Annotated in this window: 24 protein-coding genes; 12 read left to right on the top strand and 12 right to left on the bottom strand. The window is 59.1% G+C overall.

Translation table 11 applies throughout. The features are described 5' to 3' along the window. The first annotated feature begins 74 nt into the window (after window positions 1-74). On the top strand, window positions 75-731 hold the full coding sequence (yihA, locus tag OKC27_RS08915; RefSeq protein WP_005341943.1) for a ribosome biogenesis GTP-binding protein YihA/YsxC: 657 nt from the start codon (window positions 75-77) through the stop codon (window positions 729-731). Window positions 732-1,507: 776 nt separating this feature from the next. Here the strand turns inward: yihA and OKC27_RS08920 are convergent. The 9 genes from OKC27_RS08920 to OKC27_RS08960 all read right to left on the bottom strand — a co-directional run bounded on the left by OKC27_RS08920 (window position 1,508) and on the right by OKC27_RS08960 (window position 8,269). Beyond that, window positions 1,508-1,768, bottom strand: coding sequence for a DUF1488 domain-containing protein (locus OKC27_RS08920; RefSeq protein ID WP_182938679.1), 261 nt, complete (start codon window positions 1,766-1,768; stop codon window positions 1,508-1,510). Then, a complete protein-coding gene (aroE, locus tag OKC27_RS08925; protein WP_182938678.1) occupies window positions 1,765-2,586 on the bottom strand; it encodes a shikimate dehydrogenase in 822 nt (273 codons plus the stop codon). The genes OKC27_RS08920 and aroE overlap by 4 nt, the downstream gene beginning before the upstream one ends. Window positions 2,587-2,689: 103 nt before the next feature. Beyond that, window positions 2,690-3,598: an oxygen-dependent coproporphyrinogen oxidase gene (hemF, locus tag OKC27_RS08930; RefSeq protein WP_182938677.1), complete on the bottom strand. Its 909-nt coding sequence runs from the start codon at window positions 3,596-3,598 to the stop codon at window positions 2,690-2,692. A 112-nt stretch (window positions 3,599-3,710) separates the two neighbouring features. Further along, the gene (locus OKC27_RS08935; protein WP_182938676.1) at window positions 3,711-4,271 is read right to left on the bottom strand and encodes a Sua5/YciO/YrdC/YwlC family protein; all 561 of its coding nucleotides are present in this window, start codon (window positions 4,269-4,271) and stop codon (window positions 3,711-3,713) included. Window positions 4,272-4,403: 132 nt separating this feature from the next. Continuing rightward, complete coding sequence (purE, locus tag OKC27_RS08940; RefSeq protein ID WP_005339704.1) at window positions 4,404-4,907, bottom strand: 5-(carboxyamino)imidazole ribonucleotide mutase; 504 nt, start codon at window positions 4,905-4,907, stop codon at window positions 4,404-4,406. 74 nt (window positions 4,908-4,981) lie between these two features. Beyond that, complete coding sequence (locus OKC27_RS08945; RefSeq protein WP_058052030.1) at window positions 4,982-5,539, bottom strand: DNA topoisomerase family protein; 558 nt, start codon at window positions 5,537-5,539, stop codon at window positions 4,982-4,984. Window positions 5,540-5,594: 55 nt separating this feature from the next. Then, the gene (locus tag OKC27_RS08950; RefSeq protein ID WP_042062407.1) at window positions 5,595-6,068 is read right to left on the bottom strand and encodes a DUF494 family protein; all 474 of its coding nucleotides are present in this window, start codon (window positions 6,066-6,068) and stop codon (window positions 5,595-5,597) included. Continuing rightward, complete coding sequence (gene dprA / locus OKC27_RS08955; RefSeq protein ID WP_182938675.1) at window positions 6,061-7,176, bottom strand: DNA-processing protein DprA; 1,116 nt, start codon at window positions 7,174-7,176, stop codon at window positions 6,061-6,063. The genes OKC27_RS08950 and dprA overlap by 8 nt, the downstream gene beginning before the upstream one ends. 1 nt (window position 7,177) lies before the next feature. Beyond that, entirely contained in the window at window positions 7,178-8,269 is a 1,092-nt protein-coding gene (locus OKC27_RS08960) for a LysM peptidoglycan-binding domain-containing protein (RefSeq protein WP_182938674.1), read from the bottom strand. Window positions 8,270-8,377: 108 nt separating this feature from the next. Between OKC27_RS08960 and def the strand changes: the two genes are divergently transcribed. From def to OKC27_RS08985, 5 genes are all read left to right on the top strand, one after another. Then, entirely contained in the window at window positions 8,378-8,890 is a 513-nt protein-coding gene (def, locus tag OKC27_RS08965; protein WP_042062412.1) for a peptide deformylase, read from the top strand. 12 nt (window positions 8,891-8,902) lie between these two features. Beyond that, window positions 8,903-9,847 (top strand): methionyl-tRNA formyltransferase, encoded by a 945-nt coding sequence (gene fmt / locus OKC27_RS08970; RefSeq protein ID WP_182938673.1) that lies wholly within the window; start codon window positions 8,903-8,905, stop codon window positions 9,845-9,847. Window positions 9,848-9,907: 60 nt separating this feature from the next. Further along, window positions 9,908-11,200 (top strand): 16S rRNA (cytosine(967)-C(5))-methyltransferase RsmB, encoded by a 1,293-nt coding sequence (rsmB, locus tag OKC27_RS08975; RefSeq protein ID WP_111807273.1) that lies wholly within the window; start codon window positions 9,908-9,910, stop codon window positions 11,198-11,200. 79 nt (window positions 11,201-11,279) lie between these two features. After that, a complete protein-coding gene (gene trkA, locus OKC27_RS08980) occupies window positions 11,280-12,656 on the top strand; it encodes a Trk system potassium transporter TrkA (RefSeq protein ID WP_042062417.1) in 1,377 nt (458 codons plus the stop codon). A gap of 96 nt (window positions 12,657-12,752) precedes the next feature. After that, on the top strand, window positions 12,753-14,195 hold the full coding sequence (locus OKC27_RS08985) for a TrkH family potassium uptake protein (protein WP_042657333.1): 1,443 nt from the start codon (window positions 12,753-12,755) through the stop codon (window positions 14,193-14,195). Window positions 14,196-14,444: 249 nt separating this feature from the next. Here OKC27_RS08985 and typA read toward each other — a convergent pair whose 3' ends face one another. After that, on the bottom strand, window positions 14,445-16,256 hold the full coding sequence (gene typA / locus OKC27_RS08990) for a translational GTPase TypA (RefSeq protein ID WP_042062420.1): 1,812 nt from the start codon (window positions 16,254-16,256) through the stop codon (window positions 14,445-14,447). A 352-nt stretch (window positions 16,257-16,608) separates the two neighbouring features. Between typA and glnA the strand changes: the two genes are divergently transcribed. The 5 genes from glnA to add all read left to right on the top strand — a co-directional run bounded on the left by glnA (window position 16,609) and on the right by add (window position 22,426). Beyond that, window positions 16,609-18,018, top strand: coding sequence for a glutamate--ammonia ligase (gene glnA / locus OKC27_RS08995; RefSeq protein WP_042062421.1), 1,410 nt, complete (start codon window positions 16,609-16,611; stop codon window positions 18,016-18,018). A gap of 115 nt (window positions 18,019-18,133) precedes the next feature. Then, a complete protein-coding gene (locus OKC27_RS09000; protein WP_182938672.1) occupies window positions 18,134-18,712 on the top strand; it encodes a DUF4124 domain-containing protein in 579 nt (192 codons plus the stop codon). An 86-nt stretch (window positions 18,713-18,798) separates the two neighbouring features. Further along, window positions 18,799-19,854, top strand: a complete 1,056-nt coding sequence (gene glnL / locus OKC27_RS09005; RefSeq protein ID WP_005356202.1) for a nitrogen regulation protein NR(II) — start codon at window positions 18,799-18,801, stop codon at window positions 19,852-19,854. Between the two features lie 9 nt (window positions 19,855-19,863). Next, the gene (gene glnG, locus OKC27_RS09010) at window positions 19,864-21,282 is read left to right on the top strand and encodes a nitrogen regulation protein NR(I) (RefSeq protein WP_182938671.1); all 1,419 of its coding nucleotides are present in this window, start codon (window positions 19,864-19,866) and stop codon (window positions 21,280-21,282) included. A 142-nt stretch (window positions 21,283-21,424) separates the two neighbouring features. Further along, window positions 21,425-22,426, top strand: coding sequence for an adenosine deaminase (gene add, locus OKC27_RS09015; RefSeq protein ID WP_182938670.1), 1,002 nt, complete (start codon window positions 21,425-21,427; stop codon window positions 22,424-22,426). A gap of 151 nt (window positions 22,427-22,577) precedes the next feature. On the opposite strand, the gene rmuC is transcribed toward add, so the two are convergent. Beyond that, entirely contained in the window at window positions 22,578-23,918 is a 1,341-nt protein-coding gene (rmuC, locus tag OKC27_RS09020) for a DNA recombination protein RmuC (RefSeq protein ID WP_182938669.1), read from the bottom strand. Then, the gene (locus OKC27_RS09025) at window positions 23,915-24,130 is read right to left on the bottom strand and encodes a hypothetical protein (RefSeq protein WP_021231493.1); all 216 of its coding nucleotides are present in this window, start codon (window positions 24,128-24,130) and stop codon (window positions 23,915-23,917) included. The genes rmuC and OKC27_RS09025 overlap by 4 nt, the downstream gene beginning before the upstream one ends. Window positions 24,131-24,270: 140 nt before the next feature. Here OKC27_RS09025 and OKC27_RS09030 point away from each other — a divergent pair, with 140 nt between their 5' ends. Then, window positions 24,271-24,792: a ferredoxin-type protein NapF gene (locus tag OKC27_RS09030; protein WP_005339657.1), complete on the top strand. Its 522-nt coding sequence runs from the start codon at window positions 24,271-24,273 to the stop codon at window positions 24,790-24,792. Window positions 24,793-24,819: the final 27 nt, after the last annotated feature.

Raw genomic sequence — 24,819 nt, forward strand, 5'->3', positions numbered from 1 at the left:
TTTAAGCGACGCTATTTTACACCATTTTACAAAAAAGTAACTCTATAACCCTCTATCTCCATGGGGAATTTACGTTGGATACACAAACTCTGAATTTCAATAAGGTGCATTTTGTGACCAGCGCACCCGACATCCGTCACCTGCCAAATGATGGGGGTGTCGAGATCGCGTTTGCCGGCCGTTCCAACGCCGGTAAGTCATCTGCATTGAACACCTTAACCAAACACAAGAACCTGGCGCGTACCAGTAAGACACCCGGTCGTACCCAGCTGATCAACCTGTTTGAGCTGGAACCGGGCAAGCGTCTGGTCGACTTGCCGGGTTATGGTTATGCGCAAGTTCCGCTGGAAATGAAGCTCAAGTGGCAAAAGTCACTGGCAGAGTATCTGCAGCGCCGTGAGTCATTGAAAGGTCTGGTGATCCTGATGGACATCCGCCACCCGCTCAAAGATACCGACATGAACATGCTGGAGTGGAGCTCACACCGTCAGTTGCCCGTCATGCTGCTGCTGACCAAGGCCGACAAACTGAGCCCGGGTCCGCGCAACAACCAGGTGATCAAGGTGCGCCAGGCCGTTGCCAACCTTGGTTCCCAGATCCAGGTTGAAGCCTTCTCCTCCCTCACCCATATCGGTGTGGAGAAGCTGGCGCAAACCCTGACCGAATGGTATGTCAGTGGTGACGATACCGACCTGCTGGACGCTGACGAACAGCAACCTGTCGAGGAGTAATCCACTCCTCGCTTTCCTTGCAATTGGCGGAGCACTCCTCCGCTGATTGAAAGGGTTTCAGATTGCCGCTTTCACCTGCCTCACGACTAATACCCCGCATTCGGCCCCCCAGTTATATCCATTATTGCTTACAGTTCATATAGATAGATCGTTAATTCATAGTGGGAATTAACTTAAGGATGCGTTGATAGCGTTTTCAAATCTGTTCTTTCAAAACGAACCAAAATTACAAAAAGAGACCAAAATGAAATTTAATTACAAGATCTAACCGAGAGGGATAAAAATGAGGCCGGACGACAGTGATGCCATCCAGCCTGAAATAATAAGTTCAAAAAATTGGGAAGAAGCTGAATCTTGAGTACCAGACGACAGGTATTCCTCAAGAAGCAGCCTCATTCTATCAAATACATCGCCAATTTAAAGCATTTACTCTAAATGCCGCGCATAAAAAAACACCCCGACGAGAACCTCATCGGGGCAGCTATTCAGCCACATTCAATTACGTGAAATAAAAGGTCTGAAAGATAGAACATCTTACCTCTGTACCCTACGCAGACAACTGTACAGCAAAGCAGCAGAAAGTGAAAGTAATTTATGTAATTTAGTTTCACGGCTTATTGCTTAAGAAAAAATCTTTTATTTTCATGCAGATAAAAAAATCCCCAGTACGAATACCGGGGAGTTATAAAGGTGACTAGCTAGCACTTCCTCAACTATCTAGTTAGTCAGCGCCATTTCAAAGTAGTTCCGCTACAAAACAAAAAAACTTTGAAAAATCAGAGATAGATAGCGCCATCCTCAGCAAACTCTTGTTCTTCAATGAGTTTTTCAGCCAGATCTTCAATATCAAAACGCACGCTTTCGAAGGCTCTGACGATGTCATCCTCCCTCGTCAGCACCAGACCGGTTATTTTCTCCAGTCGCCGCTGGCTGATGTAACAATCTATCAGTGCCCCCATCTGCTGGGCGGGAAAGCGAACCCGCTGTTCGCCAGCCTGCCACTCCATCAGATCGGGAAACAGAATACTCTGGTTCATATCACCCCCAAGTTACGCTTCAATTCTCTCAATACCTGTTTAGTCCCGGGACGAATTCCGCGCCACACGGTAAACGCTTCGGCGGCCTGTTCCACCAGCATGCCGAGTCCATCCATGGTTTGGCGGGCTCCCTGCTGTTTGGCCCAACTAATAAACGCCGTATCCGATGAGCCATACATCATGTCGTAGATGGCAATATCAGCGTGGATAAGGGCGGGTGCCAACGGCGGCAGCTCCCCTTGCAAACTAGCAGACGTAGAGTTGATGATGAGATCGAACGGCCCTGCCAACTGCTCATAGGTCTGGGCGGTCACGGGCCCCAGATCGTGGAATTCGGTAGCCAGCTGCTGCGCTTTTGTGTGCGTACGGTTGGCAATCACCAGATCGCTCGGCAGCTCTGCTAGCAGCGGCGCCAATGCACCGCGAGCCGCACCGCCAGCCCCCAGCAGCAAGATCCGGCTATCCGCCAGTGTCACACCATGGGACTTGAGATCGGCAACCAATCCGGCGCCATCGGTGTTATCCCCCAGCAACACGCCATCATCGGTCAGCTTGATGGTATTGACCGCGCCCGCCCGCTTGGCCCTCGGGCTCAACCGATCGACCAGAGTGAATGCCTGCTCCTTGAAGGGAACGGTGACATTGCACCCCTTGCCCCCTTGGGCAAAAAAGGCCCGCAGGGTTTGGGCAAACTCGTCGACGGCGGGTTCAGCCAGCCCATACTCCAGCTCTTGCTGGGTTTGTCTGGCAAACAGGGTATGAATGAAGGGGGACTTGCTGTGGCGCACCGGGTGGCCAAAAACCAGATAACGATCCATCAAAGAGTTCCATCAGAGGGCAATATTCCGATTTAACGGGTTTTCGCACTCGGGAACAAGCCGAATATCGGCCAGTAAAAAGGGGCCATCATGGCCCCTCGAGTCACAACCACTCTCGCGGCGTGAGGTAATCGGTGTAGAGCAAGGCTTCAGGAGTGCCCGCCTCCGGCAGCCAGTCATACTCCCAACGTGCCAGCGGTGGCATCGACATCAGGATCGACTCGGTACGTCCACCGGTCTGCAGCCCGAACAGGGTGCCTCGGTCATACACCAGATTGAACTCCACATAACGACCGCGACGATAGAGCTGGAACTCCCGCTCCCGCTCTCCATAGGGCAGTGCCTTGCGTCGTTCGATGATCGGCAGGTAGGCATCGAGATAACCCCGACCGACCGCCTGCATAAAGGCAAAGCAGTCAGCAAAAGGCCAGCGATTCAGATCGTCGAAGAAGAGACCGCCCACCCCCCTTGTCTCATTGCGATGCTTGAGGAAGAAGTAGCGATCGCACCAGGATTTGAACTCGGGGTAGATCTCATCACCAAAGGGCAGGCAGAGATCATGGGAGACCTGATGCCAGTGCTGCACATCCTCGGCAAACGGGTAGAAGGGCGTCAAATCGAAGCCACCACCAAACCACCAGATCGGCTCTTCACCTTCCTTCTCGGCGATGAAGAAACGGACATTGGCGTGACTGGTCGGCACATAGGGGTTGTGCGGATGGATCACCAACGACACGCCCATCGCCTCGAACTTGCGACCGGCCAACTCGGGCCGATGGGCTGTAGCAGAGGCAGGCATGGCATCGCCATAGACATGGGAGAAGTTGACGCCCCCCTGCTCGATCACCGCACCGTGGCGCAGCACGCGGGTGCGACCACCACCACCGCCTTCACGGCTCCAGGCATCTTCCACAAAGTGTCCGGCACCGTCGGCCTGCTCCAGACCACGGCAGATCTCATCCTGCAACTGCAACAGGAAGGCCTTGACCTGGGCCACATCCGGTTTGCTCATCTTGTCTCCAGTCAGGCAGGATCGTAAACGCCCTGTCCATTTTTATAGTTGAATCAATCCGGTGAGCTCACCGCCCAGCGGATTGATGGCAAATCATGATGCATCCGCCCACTCAGGAGGGGCGAATAATGGCGCCGGTACGGGCGTCCTTGATCTCGGATGGGTTGGCTTGCCCCCCCACCTCACCGGGCAGGATATAGGCCAACTTGCTGGCCAGCAGCTCACCGATATCGGCCACCCGACGGGCTGGCTCCTCACCGGTCAGGTTGGCACTGGTCGAGACCAGCGGCTTGCCAAAGGCGCGGCACAACGCCTGCACCTGAGGATGAGCCGTCACGCGTACCGCCAGGGTCTCGAACTGCCCGGTCAGCCAGGCCGGCGTCGTCTCACGGGCAGGCATGATCCAGGTAAAGGGGCCGGGCCAGCTGGCTTCAACCCGAGCCAACTGCTCATCGCTAAGCTGACTCAGATCGATGTAATCCTGCAATTGCGCCACGTCGGCGGCAATCAGGATCAGCCCCTTCTCTACCGGACGCTGTTTGATGGCCAGCAGTCGCTGCACCGCAACTTCGGAGTCGGGATCACAACCCAGACCAAACACGGCCTCGGTCGCATAAGCAATCACCCCTTCCTGTTGGAGGGCTGCAACCGCCTGTTCAAATTCATTTGGCATAGGAAAAATGCGGCAGCCTGGCTGCCGCCTCGTCACTTAGTAGCAAGTTGAATCAGTATGGCGGCGACCATGGCAACGTGACGTGTTGCTGTAGACAGAAAATACGACACATCCGGATCGCCACCCGTTCACTTACTTGAGTTGAGCCTGCAGGGCAGCATCCTTGGCCATCACCTCTTCAGCATTCTTCTGGCGTTCGGCCCGAACCTTGGCCGCCAGTTCATCATCGGCTACTGCCAGCATCTGGGCCGCCAGATAACCTGCGTTCTTGGCACCGGCCTTGCCGATCGCCACGGTCGCCACCGGTACACCACCCGGCATCTGCACGGTGGAGAGCAGTGCATCCAGCCCCTTGAGCGGGCCACCATCGATGGGCACCCCGATCACAGGACGAGTCGTGATGCCGGCTACGGCACCCGCCAGATGCGCCGCCAGACCGGCTGCACAGATAAAGACCTTGCAGCCACGGGCCTCGGCATCGGTCACATACTGATGGGTCGCAGCCGGCGTGCGGTGCGCGGAGGTGACTTTGACTTCCACTGCGATATCAAATGACTTGAGCACCTCAAGGGTGGTCTGCATCACGGGGAAATCAGAATCAGAGCCCATCAATACGGCAACAAAGGGTTTATTCATGGTGGGAATTTCCTTACTCCAAGTGGGGGGTTGAAGTTCGCCGAAAACGTTTCAATCCGGTTGCGGCGGCGGGATTATACCTGCTCACTTTGGTGGCCGCATTTCTTTTGCGGACAGACCCAGCGCAGCGTTCCCCTCACTTTTTTCTCGATCATGATGCCCCAGCCACACGCGGGACAAGGCATGGGGATCGGCTTGTCGTTCACCACATATTTACAATGGGGATAGCCATCACAGGAGTAAAACTGCTTGCCGTAGCGGGAGGTGCGGCCCACCAGATGGCCCTTGCCGCACTCGGGGCAGAGGATCTGGGTATCGTCGCTCTCCTGCAGGGATTCGATATGCTGACATGCCGGATAGTGGGTACAGCCGACAAACAGACCGTAACGCCCCTTCTTGATCGCCAGCGGCTGTCCGCAATCGGGACAGGCAGAGCCTTCGAGCACCTTTTCGATGTCGCGGCCAGATGGCGTCAAGGAACGAATGTAATCACAGGCAGGGTAAGCAGAGCAGCCGAGAAAGGGACCATGTTTGCCCTGGCGGATCACCAGCTCGGCCCCGCACTGCGGGCACAGCTCGCGCTCGAAGGCATGTTCGTGGGCTGAAAAGAGGTGATGATCGATTTTTGACATGGGCCGCGCCTTGAAATCCAGATGGTCTGAATTCTACCAGCGCGGCACCGGACTGTCAGTGGATGACGCCGTCTGACTCATCAAACACCAGCTCTTCCATCTGCTGGTAGGCATTTTCACTGCCCGGTACGTTAAACAGCACCATCATGACGACCCACTTCAGGTCATCCAGCTCGATATCCGGCTTGTCCAGCTCGAGCAGGCGCTCGATACAGATCTCGCGGGTTTCGGCATTCAGCACCTGGGCCTGTTCCAGAAAGAGCAGGAAGCCGCGGCACTCGGTGCTGAGGCGTGCCAGCTCTTGCGGGGCATAGATACGCATCGAGCCTTGCGCGCTGGCGGTGACATAGACCTCCCGCTCGCTATCGTGCAGATTGGCCAGTCGCTCCAGCCAGTCGAGCGCCTTGTCGATTTCGGCTTTATCGAAACCGGCCCGGCTCAGCTCGTCGGTGAGCTCATCCTGCTCGACCATCACATCTGCATCGCTGTGGATGTAGGTCTCGAAAAGGTACATCAATACATCAAACATGATTCGCCCTCCTCGCTCTGACGTATCCACCGGCTACCGCTATCACTGCACCGGCCAGCTCCAGCTCTACCAACCTGCCCAATACCACTTCGACAGGAAGCTGGGCCCGCTCGGCGACGGTATCCACGCTCGTGGTCTCATAATCTACGTTATCCAACAAATCGGCATAAGGCAATTCGCTATTATGCGGTTGCTCAGATGATGTAACCGACGGATGTGGCCGTGCGACCCACTCTGGCAGCTCTTCCACTATATCGGCCGCACTCAGCACAAGTTTGGCTCCCTGCTGAATTAATCTGTTGCACCCTATCGCCTGGGCATTTTGTGGAGCGCCAGGAACCGCAAACACGTCGCGCCCCTGCTCCAGCGCATAGCGGGCGGTGATCAGCGAACCGCTCTGCTCGGTCGCCTCCACCACCAGGGTTCCCAGCGACAGACCACTGATAATACGGTTGCGACGCGGAAAATGTTCAGCTAACGGCCCTTTGTCAGGCGCCAGCTCGGAGATAAGCAAACCACCATTCTCCAGAATCTGGCCAGCCAGCCCCTGATGACGTTTGGGATAGAGGCTATCAAGACCCGAGCCCAGCACTGCGAGGGTGATACCGCCAGCAGCCAGTGCCTGCTGATGGCAAATACCATCGATACCTAGCGCAAGGCCCGAGGTAATGGCCAACCCGCACCCAACCAACTCGCTACAGAGGCGGGACGCATTATCCTTGCCTGCGTAGGTGGGATGGCGCGTCCCCACCATCGCCAGCTGAGGCAAGGACAAGGCGGCGAGATCGCCGCGACAGTAGAGCAACAAGGGGGCTGCGGGGATCTCCCGCAGCAAAGAGGGGTAAACCGGGTGATCTTGCGGAATAAGGACGTTGCCAGGCAAAGCGGCCCAAGCCAGGCTCTGCTCAACAATCGGCGAGGGCCAACGCAGTTGCTTGATCTGCTCTGACGATAGCCCCATGCCATGCAGTTGCGCTTCATCGCACTGGAACAGGGCATCAATGCTTCCCCCAACCAGCTCCAGCAGGCGGGTTGCGGTCACCGGACCGATACCGGTAACCGCATCAAGGGTTAACCAGAGCGCCAGACGCTCGTCGGGGTAGCTCACGTCAGAAGTGAGTGACCTGATAACCCGAACTCACCATGTCGTTACTCTGCATGATGAGGCCGTAACTCACCTTGTCATACACCTTGAACAACATGACGCGGGCAATCGCTTCGGAAGGCAGTGGTGTCTTCTTGTTGCTGCTGTAAAACACCTTGTTGTAGACCGATGAGAGTTCCTTGTACTGCACATCGCCATTTTTGGTCACCAAGGCAGCACCGGGCCGCCTGACATCCAGCACATCCCCGGCGACCAGTTGATCACGACCACCCCGATTGATCAGCACCACATCAAACTTGCCACCGCCCCGGGTCTTGTTCGGCAAGTCGATGATATAACCCGGCGTGATAGCGGGTGCAGCCTTCGGCGTGAAGACGGCGGGCATGTTCTCCTGAGCGGGCAGCGGCATCACCTTGTCGCCCTGCAGCACCTCCCGCTGATTATGAGTCAGCGTCACTTCGGTCCGGTCACCATCAAGACGCGCCACAGCCCGTACCACACCGGCAAAGATGGCCTCCTGGCCAAGTTGTTCACCGGTTTCACGATCTTTGTAGACCACCCCCGGGTGATAGATGCCATACATCTGGCCAGGCGTCAGGGAGCCCTGAACATAGAGGGTGTCCCCCTCCAGCATGCCGATATGTTTCTGGTCCGAGCCCAGCAGATAAGGCAGGGTTTTCTGCTGCTGGCTGTCTGCCAGAATATGGTCGGTTTGCAAGAAGGGGCCGATCTCGCTGATGGGCAGGGTCGGAATGGGGTTGGCCTTGTTCTCGTAACGGGTTTTCGGACCGAGACGGATAACTTGCTTGCCCCCCTGCATCGCCTTGCCGAGCCGGGGTTCACCATTGACCCAGCTCAGGTGCAGCACATCACCGGGGTAGATCCAGTGAGGATTGGCAATCTGCGGATTGATGTTCCAGAGCCGGGGCCACAGCCAGGGCTCGGAGAGATACTTGCCGGAGATATCCCACAGGGTGTCGCCTTTTTGCACCACATAGCTTTCGGGATAGCCCGCTTTTAGCCTCAGCTGGTCGGCCAGAGCGGAGTGGCTCACGGTCACCAGCAGGCAGGCGAGGATGGTTTGCTTCAGATACATAACACTCCCTGTTACTTCTGCACGCAAAGTGTTGCTGTTTTTTGTCGGCGTAAATGACTAGAATTACGCCAATATTGACTGCATTTATACGAAACTAAAGAAAAAACTATGGCCATTCTAGATGTATTGCGTTTTCCCGATGAACGCCTGCGCACTGTCGCAGCCCCTGTCGAGACCTTTACACCCGAGTTACAACAGATTGTAGATGATATGTTCGAAACTATGTATGCGGAGGAAGGCATTGGCCTGGCCGCAACTCAGGTCGACGTTCATCAACGCATCATAGTGATCGATGTCTCTGAAAACCGTGAAGATCCTCTGGTATTGATCAATCCGGAGATCATCGAGCAGTGCGGCAGCACCGGCATCGAAGAGGGTTGCCTCTCCGTGCCCGGCAGTCGTGCTCTGGTGCCGCGCGCCGAACAGGTCAAAATCCGCGCGCTGGATCGCAACGGCAAGCCGTTCGAGCTGGAAGCCGACGATCTGCTCGCCATCTGCATCCAGCATGAGATGGATCATCTGGTCGGCAAGTTGTTCGTGGATTACCTGTCCCCGCTCAAGCGCCAGCGCATTCGCCAGAAGCTGGAAAAGATGGCCCGTGAAGATCGCAAAGTCCTCTGAGGATCTGCCCCATTGAATAAGCTGAAACTGATTTTTGCCGGTACTCCCGACTTCGCCGCCCGTCACCTGGCGGCGTTGTTGTCTTCCGACCACGAGGTCGTTGCCGTTTATACCCAGCCGGACAAGCCCGCCGGTCGTGGTCAGAAGCTCACTGCCAGCCCGGTCAAAGAGCTGGCCCTGACCCACAATCTGCCGGTTTACCAGCCCGCATCCCTGCGCAAAGAAGAGGCGCAAGCCGAACTGGCTGCTCTGGGTGCCGACCTGATGGTCGTCGTGGCCTATGGCCTGATCCTGCCCAAGGTGGTGCTCGATACCCCGCGTCTGGGCTGTATCAACGTCCATGGCTCCCTGCTGCCCCGCTGGCGCGGCGCGGCACCGATCCAGCGTGCCATCTGGGCGGGCGATAACGAAACCGGCGTCACCATCATGCAGATGGATGTGGGGCTGGATACCGGCGCCATGATCCGCAAGGTGAGCTGCCCCATAGCCGCCGATGACACCTCCGCCAGCCTCTATGACAAGCTGGCCGAGCTGGGCCCGCAGGCGCTGGTCGACACCATCAATGCCATGGCCGCCGGTGAAACCGCTGCCGAGGCGCAAGATGATGCGCAGGCAAACTACGCCGAAAAGCTCTCCAAGGAAGAGGCCCGCATCGACTGGTCGATGGAGGCTGTTGCCATCGAACGCTGCATCCGTTCGTTCAACCCCTGGCCAATCAGCTGGTTTGAAGTCGCCGGCCAAACGATCAAGGTGTGGCAAGCAGCAGTGCTGGACAGTGACCACGGCCAACCCGCCGGCACCCTGCTCAAGGCCGACAAACAGGGGATCGACATCGCCACCGGCAAAGGGGTACTGCGCCTGCTGACCCTGCAACCGCCCGGCAAGAAGGCCATGTCCGTTTCGGATCTGCTCAACTCTCGCCGCGACTGGTTTGAACCCGGCACGCAATTGAATTGAACTGGATTGAATTGACACAAGCGGGGCCCAGGCCCCGACTTGCGCATCTAAGGTAACTCTATGAAAACACGTGCACAGGCCGCTCTCGTTATTCAACAGGTGCTGGATCAGGGTCAATCCCTCTCTGCTGTTCTGCCTGCTGCCCAGGAGAAGGTCGCGCCTCGCGATCGCGCTCTCCTGCAAGAACTCTGCTACGGCACCCTGCGCTGGCTGCCCCGCCTCGATGCGGCAGTCAACGAGATGATGGACAAGCCGCTCAAGAACAAGAGCCGCATTTTCCACTACCTCATCCTGGTCGGTCTCTATCAGCTCATCTACACCCGCATTCCGGCTCACGCCGCGGTGGCGGAGACCGTCAACGCCGTCAAACTGCTCAAGGGCACCTCCCTGCGTGGCCTCATCAACGGCGTACTGCGCAACTTCCAGCGCAGCGCCGAAGTCATTCTGCTGCGCATCGACCGAGTCCCCAGCATTCGCCTCGGTCATCCGGAGTGGCTCACCAAACGGCTGCGTCAGGCCTATCACGATGAGTGGGAATTCATCATGGAGGCGAACAACCAGCGCCCCCCCATGTGGATCCGCAACAATAGCCAGCGCCAGAGCCGCGATGCCATGCTGGCCCGCATGGCCGACGTCGGCATCAATGCCGTGGCCGGTGAAGAGGGCGAGGATTGCATCCTGCTGGAGCGCCCTTGCGACGTGACCAAGCTGCCCGGCTTCGAGGTCGGTGACTGCTCGGTACAGGATGGTGCAGCACAACAGGCTGCGGCACTGCTCGACCCGCAACCGGGTGAGTGGGTGCTGGATGCCTGCGCAGCCCCTGGCGGTAAGACCGCCCATCTGCTGGAGCGTCAACCCAAGCTGGCTGGCGTGGTTGCCGTCGATGCCGACGAAAACCGCCTCAAGCGGGTGCAGGAGAACCTGGACCGCATCGGCCTGACCGCCAAGGTGATCCACGGCGATGCCGCGGCACCGGAACAGTGGTGGCCGGAGGGTCAGTTCGATCGCATTCTGCTGGATGCCCCCTGCTCCGCCACCGGCGTGATCCGCCGCCACCCCGACATCAAGTGGCTGCGCCGTGATCAGGACATTCGCGAGCTGGCCGAGCTGCAGCGCCGCATTCTCAATGCCCTCTGGGGCAAGCTGAAGAGCGGCGGCACCCTGCTCTACGCCACCTGCTCCGTATTGCCGGAAGAGAACCGTGAACAGATCCGCGCCTTCCTTGCGGCGACCAAAGATGCCAAATTGGTGCCGTTGCACGAACAGGACACCCCGGACTGCCCGGGTCGCCAGTTCCTGCCGGGTGAAGCCGAGATGGATGGCTTCTACTACGCCAAACTGTTCAAGCTGTGAGTCTGGCCAGCTTCTTCCGGGGTGGCCGCCATGCTGACGGCACGCCCCTTTACTGCATCAACGTGAGTAGACGTTCCCTATGAAAATCATCATTTTGGGAGCCGGCCAGGTCGGCGGCACCCTGGCTGAGAACCTGGCCGGGGAGAACAACGACATCACCATCGTCGATACCGACAGCGAACGGCTGCGCGAGCTTCAGGACAAGTTTGACCTGCGGGTGGTCAACGGTCACGGCGCCCACCCCAGAGTGCTGCGCGAAGCGGGGGCCCAGGATGCTGACATGCTGGTTGCCGTCACCAACAGTGACGAGACCAACATGATCGCCTGTCAGGTCGCCTACTCCCTGTTCAACACCCCGAACAAGGTGGCGCGGATCCGCTCGCCCGCCTATCTGACCGAGCGGGATCGTCTGTTCCTGCCGGAATCGGTGCCGGTGGATCACCTGATCGCGCCGGAACAGCTGGTGACCGATTATGTGCGTCGCCTGATCGAGTATCCGGGCGCCCTGCAGGTAGTTGATTTTGCAGGTGGTCGCGTCGGTCTGGTGGCGGTAAAGGCCTACTACGGTGGCCCGCTGGTGGGCAATGCCCTCTCCACCCTGCGCGAGCACATGCCCAACATCGAAACTCGGGTAGCGGCCATCTTCCGTCAGGGCCGCCCGATCCGTCCGCAAGGCACCACCATCATCGAAGCGGATGACGAGGTCTTCTTCGTTGCCGCCGCGGGCCATATCCGCGCCGTGATGTCTGAGCTGCAGCGCCTCGAGAGCCCCTACCGCCGCATCATGATCGTCGGGGGCGGCAACATCGGCGCTGGCCTCGCCCGCCAGCTGGAGAAGCGTTACAGCGTCAAGCTTATCGAGCGCAACCAGAAGCGGGCGGAGCAGCTCTCCGAACTGCTGGAGAACACCATCGTCTTCTGCGGCGATGCGGCGGATCAGGAGCTGCTGGCCGAGGAGCACATCGATCAGATCGACGTCTTCATCGCCGTGACCAACGAGGACGAGGCCAACATCATGTCGGCGCTGCTCGCCAAGAAGATGGGCGCCAAGAAGACCATGGTGCTGATCCAGCGCGGCGCCTACGTGGATCTGGTGCAGGGTGGCTCCATCGATATCGCCATCTCGCCGCAGCAGGCCACCATCTCGGCCCTGTTGACCCACGTGCGCCGGGCCGATATCGCCAACGTCTACAGCCTGCGCCGCGGTGCGGCCGAGGCGATCGAGGCGATCGCCCACGGCGACGAGAACACCTCCAAGGTGGTCGGCAAGACGGTGGGCGAACTCAAGCTGCCGCCGGGCACCACCATCGGTGCCGTGGTACGCGGGGATGAGGTGCTTATCGCCCACGATCGCACCAAGATCCAGCAGGATGACCACGTGGTCATGTTCCTGGTGGACAAGAAGTACATCCCGGAAGTGGAGCGGCTGTTCCAGCCAAGCCCCTTCTTCCTGTAACGTCTTCATGCGCACAGGCTGTCAAACCAGACCCGGCTCAGCTCCTCCAAGGGGATGGTCCGGGTCTTTTGTTAATCAACGACCAGGTTATCGAACATGATCAAGCTGCGTCCCATTATCTTCACCCTGGGGCTGGTGCTCTCCAAGCTGGCGCTCTTCATGTGGCTGCCCACCTTGCTGGCACTGCTCACCGGGTCAGAGGGATTTGTCGAGTTTCTCAAGTCCGTGCTGATCACCCACGGCGCCGCCCTGCTCTGCCTCCACTACGGCCGCAAGGCGGAGTTTCATCTGGGGGTGCGGGAGATGTTCCTGCTCACCACCTCGGTCTGGGTGGTGGCCTGTGCCTTCGGCGCGCTGCCCTTTGTCTTCATCACCCACATCAACTTTACCGACGCCTACTTCGAGACCATGTCGGGAGTGACCACCACGGGCTCCACCGTGCTCTCCGGCCTCGACAACATGGCTCACAGCATCCTGTTGTGGCGATCCATCCTGCAGTGGCTGGGCGGGGTCGGCTTTATCGTGATGGCGGTTGCCGTACTGCCCTACCTCAACGTCGGCGGTATGAAGCTGTTCCAGACCGAGAGCTCGGACTGGTCAGACAAAAGCGCGCCGCGGGCCAAGACGGTGGCCAACAACATCGTTGTGGTCTATCTGGTGCTCTCCATGCTCTGCTTCATGGCCTACTGGGCCAGCGGCATGAACATGTTCGAGGCGATCAACCACGCCATGACCACCCTCAGTACCGGCGGCTACTCCACCTCCGATCAATCCATGTCCCACTTCTCCAACTCGGCACACTGGATTGGCACCCTGTTCATGTTCCTCGGCGGCCTGCCCTTCCTGCTCTATGTGCAGAGCCTCAACCACAGGGACTACAGCCTGTTCAAGGATGCCCAGGTGCGCGGCTTCTTCTGGCTGGTGGTGTGGGTCACCGCCATCATGACCCTCTATCTGTGGCAGCGGGATCTGTTCAGCTTTATGGATGCCCTGCGCATCAGCTGCTTCAACATCGTCTCGGTACTCACCACCACCGGCTTCGGTCTCGGTGACTTCGGCACCTGGGGCCCGCTCGCCAGCATCGTCTTCATCGTGCTGCTGGCACTCGGTGCCTGCTCAGGCTCCACTGCGGGTGGTCTGAAGATCTTCCGGGTGCAGGTGGCGTTTGCCCTGTTCAGAAAGCAGATGCGCCAGCTGATGCACCCCTCCGCCGTATTCCCGCAGAAATACAACGGCCGGACGGTCAATGACGCCATCATCCGCTCGATGATCTCCTTCGTGCTGGCCTACTTTGCTATCATTCTGGTGATCGCCGCGCTGCTGGCCGCCATCGGACTCGACCCCCTCACCTCCATCTCCAGCTCCATCACCGCCGTCGCCAACGTCGGCCCTGGCATGGGCCCTGTGGTTGGCCCCAGCACCAACTTTGCCAGCCTGCCGGAATCAGCCAAGTGGCTGTTGTCGTTTGGCATGCTGCTGGGACGGCTGGAGATCCTGACGGTCGCCGTGCTCTTCTTCCCCTCCTTCTGGCGCCAGTAACCCCTTACGGCATGTCAGCAAAAAGCCGCAGCGTTCACCCGCTGCGGCTTTTTTATCTCAAACATCCCCACGACTTAGCTCACCGCTTATCAGCCCGCTCATCATCCATTGCTGATGACCTGAACGACCTCACCAGGATGACCAGAGCGGATCACACGCATAAAAAAACGGACCCAAACCAGAGGTTTGGGTCCGTTTATCAGTGAACCGTCAGCAGCCGCGAGGGCTGCCGAGACTCAGCTCATGGCATTAACCACGGCCGGAGCGCTTGCGGTCCATCTCGGTCAGCAATTTCTTGCGGATACGGATGTTCTTCGGAGTCACTTCTACCAGTTCGTCGTTGTCGATGAACTCGAGAGCCTGTTCCAGAGTCATGCGGATCGGCGGAGTCAGCACTTGGGCTTCGTCGGTACCGGAGGCACGCATGTTGGTCAGCTGTTTGCCCTTCAGGCAGTTAACAGTCAGGTCGTTGGAACGGGAGTGAATACCGATCACCTGGCCTTCGTACACTTCGGTCGCGTGACCGATGAACAGACGACCGCGGTCTTGCAGACCGAACAGGGCGTAAGTCAGAGCCTTACCGGTTGCGTTGGAGATCAGCACGCCGTTCTGACGCTCGCCGATGCTGCCACCCTTGTGCGGACCGTAATGGTCGAAGGTGTGGTACAGCAGACCGGTACCGGAGGTCATGGTCATGAACTCGGTCTGGAAGCCGATCAGACCACGGCTCGGGATCATGAAGTCAAGACGGACACGACCCTTGCCATCCGGCGTCATGTTGGTCATTTCGCCTTTACGCAGACCCAGTTGCTCCATCACGGAACCCTGGTGCGCTTCTTCAACGTCCACAGTTACCGTTTCGAACGGTTCTTGCAGAACGCCGTCAACGGTACGCAGGATTACTTCCGGACGAGACACAGCCAGTTCGTAACCTTCGCGACGCATGTTTTCGATCAGGATGGAGAGGTGCAGCTCACCACGACCGGATACGCGGAATTTGTCCGGATCATCAGTCTCTTCCACGCGCAGGGCCACGTTGTGGACCAGCTCCTGGTTCAGACGCTCCAGAATGTTACGGGAGGTCACGAACTTGCCTTCTTTACCGGCGAACGGTGAGGTGTTGACCTGGAAGGTCATGTTCACGGTCGGCTCGTCAACGGAGAGCGGCGGCAGGGCTTCAACAGCACCGTTGTCACAGATGGTGTCGGAGATTTTCAGCTCGCCCAGACCGGTGATGGCGATGATGTCACCCGCTTGCGCGTCGGTAACTTCAGTACGGGACAGGCCCAGGTAACCCAGCACCTGGCCGACTTTACCGTTACGGGTTTTGCCGTCAGCACCAACGATGGTGACTTGCTGGTTGGTCTTGACGCGACCACGGGTGATACGGCCGATACCGATAACGCCGACGTAGGAGTTGTAATCCAGCTGGGAAATCTGCATCTGGAAACCACCGTCGGCATCCGCCGCCGGGGCTTCTACGTTGTCAACGATAGCCTGGAACAGCGGCTCCATGTTCTCGGACTCGACGTCCTGATCCATGGTGGCCCAACCGTTCAGTGCAGAGGCGTAAACAACTTTGAAATCCAGCTGTTCGTCAGTCGCGCCCAGGTTGTCGAACAGGTCGAATACCTGATCCATTACCCAGTCAGGACGAGCACCCGGACGGTCAATCTTGTTGATGACCACGATCGGCTTCAGACCCTGAGCGAACGCTTTCTGGGTCACGAAACGGGTTTGCGGCATCGGGCCATCTACGGCGTCAACCAGCAGCAGCACGGAGTCAACCATGGACAGTACGCGCTCAACTTCACCACCGAAGTCGGCGTGACCCGGGGTATCAACGATGTTGATGCGGTAGTCGTTCCAGCGGATCGCAGTGTTCTTGGCGAGAATGGTGATGCCACGTTCCCGTTCCAGATCATTGGAGTCCATGATCCGTTCCTGACCTTCGCTGGTGCGATCCAGAGTACCGGATTGCTGCAGCAGCTTATCAACCAGAGTCGTTTTGCCGTGGTCAACGTGCGCAATAATCGCAATATTGCGTAAATTCTCTAACATTCTCGCCTCAAATCACCGGGTAAAATTGGGCGCTAATTGTACTCTCGCCTTTGTGATCTGCCTAGCAGAATTGCAGTTCATTCGCGCACAACAACGGATCTGGATCATAGACCTCCCTGACAAACCCTGCTTAGATGGGCGGTGGCCGTATTTTGCGCACCATTACAGCGCACCAAAACGATCCACCACTGCACTAAATTGATGCAACACGAGTCGAGAACGCCTGATTTTGGGGAGCCTCATCAGCGGGATTGCCCTGAAATCAAGCTATCACAAACTTGGCACGATACTGGCTTATGTGAATGTGACGACGCATTCACCCAGAGAGTTTTAACACCGGAGGTTACTTAGCATGTCAGCCCAGAACGTATTGGCCCTGATCCAGGAACACGAAGTCAAGTTTGTTGATCTGCGCTTTACCGACACCAAGGGTAAAGAGCAGCATGTATCCATCCCTGCTCACCAGGTTGATGAAGATTTCTTCGAAGACGGCAAGATGTTCGATGGCTCCTCCATCGGCGGCTGGAAAGGCATCAACGAATCCGACATGGTACTGATGCCGGACGCAGCCTCCGCCAAGCTGGACCCGTTCACCGAAGAGACCACGCTGAACATCGTTTGTGACGTGCTGGAACCGGCCACCATGCAGGGCTACGACCGCGATCCGCGCTCCATTGCCAAGCGTGCAGAAGATTTCCTGAAGTCCAGCGGCATCGCTGACACCGTGCTGTTCGGGCCGGAGCCGGAATTCTTCATGTTCGACAACATCACTTTCTCCAACACCATGGGCCACAGCTTCGTGAAAATCGAATCTGAAGAAGCCGCATGGAACTCCGGTACGGCCTATGAGCATGGCAACAAGGGTCACCGTCCGTTCGTGAAAGGCGGTTACTTCCCGGTTGCACCGGTCGACTCCTCCCAGGATATCCGCGCCGCCATGTGTCTGGTGCTGGAAGAGATGGGCCAGGTCGTTGAAGCTCACCACCACGAAGTAGCCACTGCCGGTCAGAACGAGATCGCCACCCGCTTTAACACGCTTACGCTGAAAGCTGACGAAGTGCAGGTACTGAAGTACGTGATCCACAACGTGGCCCACGCCTACAACAAGACCGTCACCTTCATGCCGAAACCCATGTTCGGTGACAACGGCTCCGGCATGCACTGCCACCAGTCTCTGGCCAAGAACGGCGTCAACCTGTTCGCTGGCGACCTGTACGGCGGCCTGTCCGAGATGGCTCTGCACTACATCGGCGGTATCATCAAGCACGCCAAGGCCATCAACGCCTTCGCCAACCCGACCACCAACTCCTACAAGCGTCTGGTTCCGGGTTATGAAGCACCGGTCATGCTGGCCTACTCTGCCCGCAACCGCTCTGCTTCCATCCGTATCCCGGTAGTACCGAGCCCGAAAGCCCGTCGTATCGAAGTGCGCTTCCCGGATCCGGCTGCCAACCCGTACCTGGCCTTTGCAGCTCAGCTGATGGCCGGTCTGGACGGTATCATCAACAAGATCCATCCGGGCGATGCCATGGATAAGAACTTGTATGACCTGCCGCCGGAAGAAGCCGCAGAAGTGCCGACCGTTGCCGGTTCTCTGGACGAAGCGCTGGCTGCTCTGGATAGCGATCGCGAGTTCCTGACCCGTGGTGGCGTGTTCAGCGATGACTTCATCAACTCCTACCTGGAACTGAAACAGCAGGATGTTGACCGTGTGCGCATGACCCCGCACCCGCTGGAGTTCGAACTGTACTACTCCGTCTAAGCCAGAACAGGCTGCCCATTTAAATCCGGCCAGCTTGCTTAATCGTGACAAAACCCGCCATCTGGCGGGTTTTTTCTCTGATAGGATTAAGAAAATGACCGTCAAGGAGAGATGGATGAACAACAAGCATGTTTTAGGGGTGCTCGCCCTGCTGTTACTGACCTCGTTCGGGGTGGATGCGGCCAAGGTCTACTCCTGGGTCGATGGCAATGGCATCACCCACTACACGGATGCACCACCGCCAAACAAGAGTGCCAAAGAGGTCGATCTGCGGGTTGCCCCGCTGCTGGGCAGCAGCACGCCCAAATCGGTGCAGGTGGACAACTTCAACAGCCTGACCGGCGCCGATGCCAAGAAGGAAAAAGAAGCAGCCAAGCTGGCCATCGAACTGCTCTCCCCGGAACAGGGCAGCACCCTGCGCGACAACACCGGCAACATCGTCTTTCAGGGCAATATCAGTCCGAAACCACCGACCCAGTATGATGTGCGCCTGATCCTGGATGGCAAGGCTGCCCCCATCGTCAACAACAGCCTGTCGATCCGCGTCGAGAACGTCGATCGCGGCGCCCACGAGGCTCAGCTCGAGCTGCTCGCCAAAGACGGTACGATCCTTGCTAAATCCAGTGCAGTCACCTTTTACCTGCATAGAGCGAGCGTGACGCCGGCTCCCAAACCCACCCCCAAAGCCGACTAGGGGTGATATAGCGCACCGATGCGGGTAAACTCTATGCACCATATCGGTGCATAACAGGTGTGTAGCACCGTTTTAGGGAGAAACCTGTGCCAACCCGCTCGGACAACGCCAAAACACTCTTGGATAATTTGCTGACCGCCGTGATCCTGATGGATGAGCGGCTCTGCATCCAGTTCGTCAACCCGGCGGCTGAACAGCTGCTCTCCCTCAGTGAACGACGGCTGATCGGCATTGAACTTCCCCATCTGCTGGAACATATCTCCCTCGATTTGCAGCGGCTCAAGCAGTGCCTCGTGTCAGGGCAAGGCTTTACCGACAGCGAAGTGACTCTGGTGGTAGAGGGAGAACCGCGACTGGTGGAGCTGAGCGCCACCCCGATGGCCGACCACGAACAGCGTCTGCTGGTGGTGGAGCTGCGCAAGATCGACCAGCAGAAGAAAATCAGTCAGGAGCAGCAGCAACATGCCCAGCAGCTGGCGGCCAAGGAGCTGGTGCGCGGGCTGGCCCACGAAATCAAGAATCCCCTCGGCGGCCTGCGCGGCGCGGCCCAGCTGCTGCAAAAAGAGCTGCCGGACCCGGCCCTGCGCGAATATACCGGCATCATCATCGAACAGGCCGATCGGCTGCGGGTACTGGTCGATCGGCTGCTCGGCCCCCAGCGCCCCGGCCGTCACCAGATGCACAATGTCCATTCGGTGCTGGAGCAGGTACGCCGACTGGTGGAGCTCGAACTCCCTCCCTCTGTTCGCATCGAACGGGATTACGATCCCAGCATCCCCGAATTCGAGATGGAGCCGGATCAGCTGCAGCAGGCGTTTCTCAACATAGTGCGCAATGCCGCCGAAGCACTGGGCGACCAGACCGGGCTTATCCGCATCAAGACCCGCACCGCGTTCCAGATCACCATCCACGGCCAGCGTTACCGGCTGGCAGCGGAGATCAAGATCATCGACAACGGCCCCGGCATTCCCGATGCAATTCGCGACACTCTGTTCTACCCGATGATCACCGGCAAGGAGGGGGGAACCGGGCTCGGCCTCTCCATCGCCCAGAACCTGATCGACCAGCACAAGGGACGGATTGACTGCATCAGCTGGCCAGGTCACACCGAATTCACCATTTTTCTACCGCTTCGCAAGTAAGGGAACCCCATGACCGCCAAAGTGTGGATCGTCGATGACGACAGTTCTATCCGCTGGGTGCTGGAGCGCACTCTCGGCAGCGAAGGCTTCAACTGCGAGAGCTTTGCCGATGGCGAAGCGCTGCTGCACGCCCTTGAGCTGCGCTCGCCCGATGTGATCCTCTCCGATATCCGGATGCCCGGCATCGACGGTCTGAGCCTGCTGGAACAGATCCACCGCCGTCAGGCCGATCTGCCCATCATCATCATGACCGCCCACTCGGATCTCGACAGCGCGGTCAACGCCTACCAGCGCGGCGCCTTCGAGTACCTGCCCAAGCCGTTCGACATCGATGAGGCGGTGACCCTGGTGCGCCGCGCCGAGAACCACCTCAAGGAGCAGCGCACCAAGCGCAAGTCTCGCCAGCAAGAGGCCACCGCCACTCCCGAAATCATCGGTGAGGCACCGGCAATGCAGGAGGTGTTCCGCGCCATCGGCCGCCTGTCGCGCTCCAGCATCTCGGTGCTGATCAACGGTCAGAGCGGTACCGGCAAGGAGCTGGTCGCCCATGCGCTGCACAAGCACAGCCCGCGCGCCCACAAGAACTTCATCGCCCTCAACATGGCGGCCATCCCGAAAGATCTCATCGAATCCGAGCTGTTCGGTCACGAGAAGGGGGCCTTCACCGGCGCCAACAACATCCGCCACGGCCGCTTCGAACAGGCCGACGGCGGCACCCTGTTTCTCGACGAGATCGGCGACATGCCGCTGGATGTGCAGACCCGGCTGCTGCGGGTGCTGGCCGACGGCCAGTTCTACCGGGTCGGCGGCCACCAGCCGGTGCAGGTGGATGTGCGGATCATCGCCGCGACCCACCAGAATCTGGAGAAAAGAGTGGCCGATGGCGAGTTTCGCGAGGATCTGTTCCACCGCCTCAACGTCATCCGCATCCACATCCCCGCCCTCAAGGAGCGCCGTGAGGATATCCCCCAGCTGGCCCGCCACTTCCTGCTGCGCGCCGCCAAGGAGCTGAACGTCGAGGCCAAAAGCCTGCACCCCGATACCCAGACCTATATCAGCCGCCTGCCCTGGCCGGGCAACGTGCGCCAGCTGGAGAACGTCTGCCGCTGGCTCACCGTGATGGCCTCGGGGCAGGAGGTGCTGGTCGGCGATCTACCTGCCGAGCTGCTCACCCCCATCACCAACAGTGCCGAACCCGGTCAACCGGCGATGCCCGGCTGCTGGCAGCAGCAGTTGCAGGAGTGGGTGGCCAGCAAGTTGGCGCTGGGCGAGATCGATATCCTGGCCGATGCCATGCCCCAGTTCGAGCGGATCATGCTGGAGACGGCGCTGGAGCACACCCACGGCCACAAACAGGAAGCGGCGCGCCTGCTTGGCTGGGGCCGCAACACCCTGACCCGAAAGCTGAAGGAACTCGATCTCTCCTGAGTCCCGGGGAAAAACGATTCCCATCACGCCCTGACAAATCACCGCCCGCCAGAACCCCGTTTAACCATAAACGGGGTATCTTTTTTGAAAGCCCCGCCTAGAATGGCAGGCTTTCAAACCTGACTCGACGAGGGCGCCAACCATGATTGACAGATCTCTCCCCCTGACCGACCTGCACCGCCATCTGGACGGCAACATCCGCCCGCAAACCATCCTCGAGCTGGGTCGCCAACACAATATCCAGCTGCCCGCCTTCGAGCTGGAAGCGCTGCGCCCCCACGTGCAGATCGTCGAGAACGAACCGAGTCTGGTCGCCTTCCTGAAGAAGCTGGATTGGGGGGTGGCCGTGCTGGCCGACTATGACGCCTGCCGCCGAGTTGCTTATGAAAACGTGGAAGATCTGCTGCGCGCCGGTATCGACTATGCCGAGCTGCGTTTCAGCCCGGCCTACATGGCGATGGCCCACAAGCTGCACCCGCAGGGCGTAGTGGAAGCCATCATCGACGGCGTGGCCGCTGGCAGCCGCGACTTCGGCATCAAGACCAATCTGATCGGCATCATGAGCCGCACCTTCGGCACCGAGCAGTGCAATCAGGAGCTGGCCGCCTGTCTGGCCCACCGCGACAAGCTGGTCGCCATCGATCTGGCCGGTGACGAGCTGGGCTTCCCGGGTACCCTCTTTACCGACCACTTCCGCAAGGTGCGCGATGCAGGCCTGCGCGTCACGGTGCACGCCGGTGAAGCCGCCGGCCCCGAGAGCATGTGGCAGGCCATTCGCGAACTGGGCGCCGAGCGTATCGGCCACGGCGTCAAAGCGATTCAGGATCCGGCTCTGATGGCCTATCTGGCCGAACACCGCATCGGCATCGAATCCTGCCTCACCTCCAACGTTCAGACCACCACGGTAGCGAGCCTGACCGAACACCCGATCCGCCAGTTCCTGGCCGCCGGCGTGCTGGCCTGCCTCAACACCGACGATCCGGCGGTGGAAGGGATCGACCTGCCCCACGAATATGAAGTGGCCGCTCCGGCCGCTGGCATGACCGCCAGCGAAATCCGCACCGCCCAGCAGAACGGCCTGATCCTGGCCTTCCTGAGCGATAGCGAGAAAGCCGAGCTGAGCGCCCGCGCTGCCAGCCGCTGATTAACACCGGCACTGCAAAAAAACAGCGGCCCACTACGGTGGGCCGTTTGCTTTGCGGATTTCTGATGATGGGTAAGCACTGGGCCAACTGACAGATAGCAAAAGGCCCAAACCGTGTTTGGGCCTTTTGCTGATGGCAGAGCAGGGGAAACTACTCCCGCTCCTTGTCGCGCTCCAGCGCGCGCTCCACCAGCGGTTCGGGCAGACTCTTGGTCACCTCCACCCCCAGCTCGCGGAAACGCTCGACCTGCGCAATCAGGTTGCCACGACCGTTGACCAGTCGCCCCATCGCCTTGTCGTAACTCTCCTGCGCCTTGTGCAGGCTGCCGCCCATCTGCTGCATCTCCTCCACAAACAGCCGCAACTTCTCGTAGAGACGACCGGCCCGCTCGGCAATCTGGCGGGCATTCTGGTTCTGCCGCTCGTAACGCCACAGGTTCTCGATGGTGCGCAGCGCCACCATCAGGTTGGTGGGGCTCACCAGCAGAATGTTGTTGTCGAGACCGTAACGCACCAGCGAGGGATCGGCCTCCATGGCGGTGAGGAAGGCAGGCTCTACCGCCACGAACATCAGCACATAATCGAGGGTGCGCACCCCGGGCAACTGCTGGTAATCCTTGCGACCCAGCTCGCGGATATGGTTGCGCACCGAGGCGACGTGCTCCTTCAGCGCCACCGCCTTCTCCAGCTCGTCATCGGCGTTGTACCAGCGCTCGTAGGCGGTCAGCGACACCTTGGCGTCGATGATGATGTCTTTCTCTTGTGGCAGATGGACGATCACGTCGGGCTGGTAGCGCTTGCCCTTCTCCACCTCGATATTGACCTGGGTGTGGTACTCGTGCCCCTCGCGCAGGCCACATTCGCTGAGGATCCGAGCCAGCACCACTTCACCCCAGTTGCCCTGCTGCTTGCTGTCACCCTTGAGGGCGCGGGTCAGGGCGGCCGCCTCTTCGGTCATGCGGGCGTTGAGCTCGGCGAGGCGCTCCAGCTCGAACTTGAGGCTGTGGCGCTGGGCCGTCTCCTGCGCGTGGGTCTCCCCCACCTGACGGCGGAAGCCCTCCAGCTGCTCCTTGAGCGGTGTGAGCAACAGATCGAGGCTGTTCTGGTTCAATTCGCGGAAGTTGCCGGAGTTTTGCTCGAAAATCCGGTTGGCGAGGTTCTCGAACTGCTGACTGAGGCGCTGCTCTGCCTCCTGTTGCAGTTGTAGCTTCTCGGCGGCGGCCAGCCGTTCGCTGCGCAGGGTCGCTTCCGCATCCTTGAGGCGGGCGGTGAGCTTGATCAGCAGGGTCTGCTGCTGATCCAGCTTCTGCTGGCCCTGCATCCGCTCATCCTGCAACTCGTCGAAGCGATCCTGCAACGCTTGATGGCGCTCCTGCGCCAGCATCAGCTCCTGAGCCTGCGCCGTGGCGGCCCGCCGCCCGATCAGCCAGCCAAGCCCGAGGGCCAGCACAGCGGCGGGCAGCAAGATCCCCCAGAGCCCGGGGTCGATCATTTACGGCTCCGCTGACGCAGGAACAGTTCGAGATAACGGTTAACCAGAATCCAGATCACCACGTAGATAAGATAGGCGGCCAGCACCACCCACTTGTGGGTGTTGACGCCAGTATCGAGCTCGGCGAACTCGATATCCTTGATGCGGCAGTAGGCCCACATCAGCAGGGGAAAGACATAGAGCAGGGACGCACGCCAGAGAAATAGCCACATATGTTTTCATTCAACCACGTAAAAAGACCCGCCTAGCTTACACAAGGGCAACTGCGCTTGCGATCCTGACGGCCGCTATTCTCTGGCCTGCTTGCCGAAACTTCGATAAAATTAACCCCTAATAGGTATCAGGGGCGAGCATGACTCACTATTTCCTCCGTTGGCTGACACAAGGTTGGCAAGCTTCCCGCAAGCCCGCCGTGGTTTGCCATGAAGCGCGCCCGCCGTGGGCCATCGAGGAGTCCCAGTACCTCTCCCTCTGCACCCGCTGTGGCGAGTGCTTCAAAGCCTGCCCGCGCGGTCTGCTCAAACCGGCCACGCAGGAGGAGTACGAGGGGAGCCCCATCGCCGGTACGCCGGTGCTCGATCTCGCCTGCGGCCAGTGCAGCTACTGCGGCAGCTGCGCCAGAGCCTGTCCCACCGGCGCCCTCGACCTGCAACTGGGTCGACAGGTGCAGACCCGGGTGCAGATTGAGGAGAGTTGTCAGGCACGACAGGGCTTCTACTGCCTGCTCTGTGAAGATGCCTGCCCACAACAGGCGATCAAGGCCACCGCCGACGGCATCAACGTCAATATGGATGCCTGCAATGGCTGCGGTGCCTGCGGCCTCGCCTGCCTGCACGGCGCCATCACCCTGATCCGCCAGCCGGGCAGTCGCTAAAAAAACCACCTGTGTACAAAAGCAAAA

The organism is Aeromonas sp. QDB62 (genome assembly GCF_027705695.1).
Lineage (GTDB): Bacteria > Pseudomonadota > Gammaproteobacteria > Enterobacterales > Aeromonadaceae > Aeromonas > Aeromonas allosaccharophila.

Bases quoted from the DNA above. Each gene is read 5' to 3' on its own strand.
- OKC27_RS08920 (WP_182938679.1), bottom strand. From the start codon at position 1,768: ATGAACCAGAGTATTCTGTTTCCCGATCTGATGGAGTGGCAGGCTGGC.
- aroE (WP_182938678.1), bottom strand. From the start codon at position 2,586: ATGGATCGTTATCTGGTTTTTGGCCACCCGGTGCGCCACAGCAAGTCC.
- hemF (WP_182938677.1), bottom strand. From the start codon at position 3,598: ATGAGCAAACCGGATGTGGCCCAGGTCAAGGCCTTCCTGTTGCAGTTG.
- OKC27_RS08935 (WP_182938676.1), bottom strand. From the start codon at position 4,271: ATGCCAAATGAATTTGAACAGGCGGTTGCAGCCCTCCAACAGGAAGGG.
- purE (WP_005339704.1), bottom strand. From the start codon at position 4,907: ATGAATAAACCCTTTGTTGCCGTATTGATGGGCTCTGATTCTGATTTC.
- OKC27_RS08945 (WP_058052030.1), bottom strand. From the start codon at position 5,539: ATGTCAAAAATCGATCATCACCTCTTTTCAGCCCACGAACATGCCTTC.
- OKC27_RS08950 (WP_042062407.1), bottom strand. From the start codon at position 6,068: ATGTTTGATGTATTGATGTACCTTTTCGAGACCTACATCCACAGCGAT.
- OKC27_RS08960 (WP_182938674.1), bottom strand. From the start codon at position 8,269: ATGTATCTGAAGCAAACCATCCTCGCCTGCCTGCTGGTGACCGTGAGC.
- def (WP_042062412.1), top strand. From the start codon at position 8,378: ATGGCCATTCTAGATGTATTGCGTTTTCCCGATGAACGCCTGCGCACT.
- rsmB (WP_111807273.1), top strand. From the start codon at position 9,908: ATGAAAACACGTGCACAGGCCGCTCTCGTTATTCAACAGGTGCTGGAT.
- trkA (WP_042062417.1), top strand. From the start codon at position 11,280: ATGAAAATCATCATTTTGGGAGCCGGCCAGGTCGGCGGCACCCTGGCT.
- OKC27_RS08985 (WP_042657333.1), top strand. From the start codon at position 12,753: ATGATCAAGCTGCGTCCCATTATCTTCACCCTGGGGCTGGTGCTCTCC.
- typA (WP_042062420.1), bottom strand. From the start codon at position 16,256: ATGTTAGAGAATTTACGCAATATTGCGATTATTGCGCACGTTGACCAC.
- glnA (WP_042062421.1), top strand. From the start codon at position 16,609: ATGTCAGCCCAGAACGTATTGGCCCTGATCCAGGAACACGAAGTCAAG.
- OKC27_RS09000 (WP_182938672.1), top strand. From the start codon at position 18,134: ATGAACAACAAGCATGTTTTAGGGGTGCTCGCCCTGCTGTTACTGACC.
- glnG (WP_182938671.1), top strand. From the start codon at position 19,864: ATGACCGCCAAAGTGTGGATCGTCGATGACGACAGTTCTATCCGCTGG.
- add (WP_182938670.1), top strand. From the start codon at position 21,425: ATGATTGACAGATCTCTCCCCCTGACCGACCTGCACCGCCATCTGGAC.
- rmuC (WP_182938669.1), bottom strand. From the start codon at position 23,918: ATGATCGACCCCGGGCTCTGGGGGATCTTGCTGCCCGCCGCTGTGCTG.
- OKC27_RS09025 (WP_021231493.1), bottom strand. From the start codon at position 24,130: ATGTGGCTATTTCTCTGGCGTGCGTCCCTGCTCTATGTCTTTCCCCTG.
- OKC27_RS09030 (WP_005339657.1), top strand. From the start codon at position 24,271: ATGACTCACTATTTCCTCCGTTGGCTGACACAAGGTTGGCAAGCTTCC.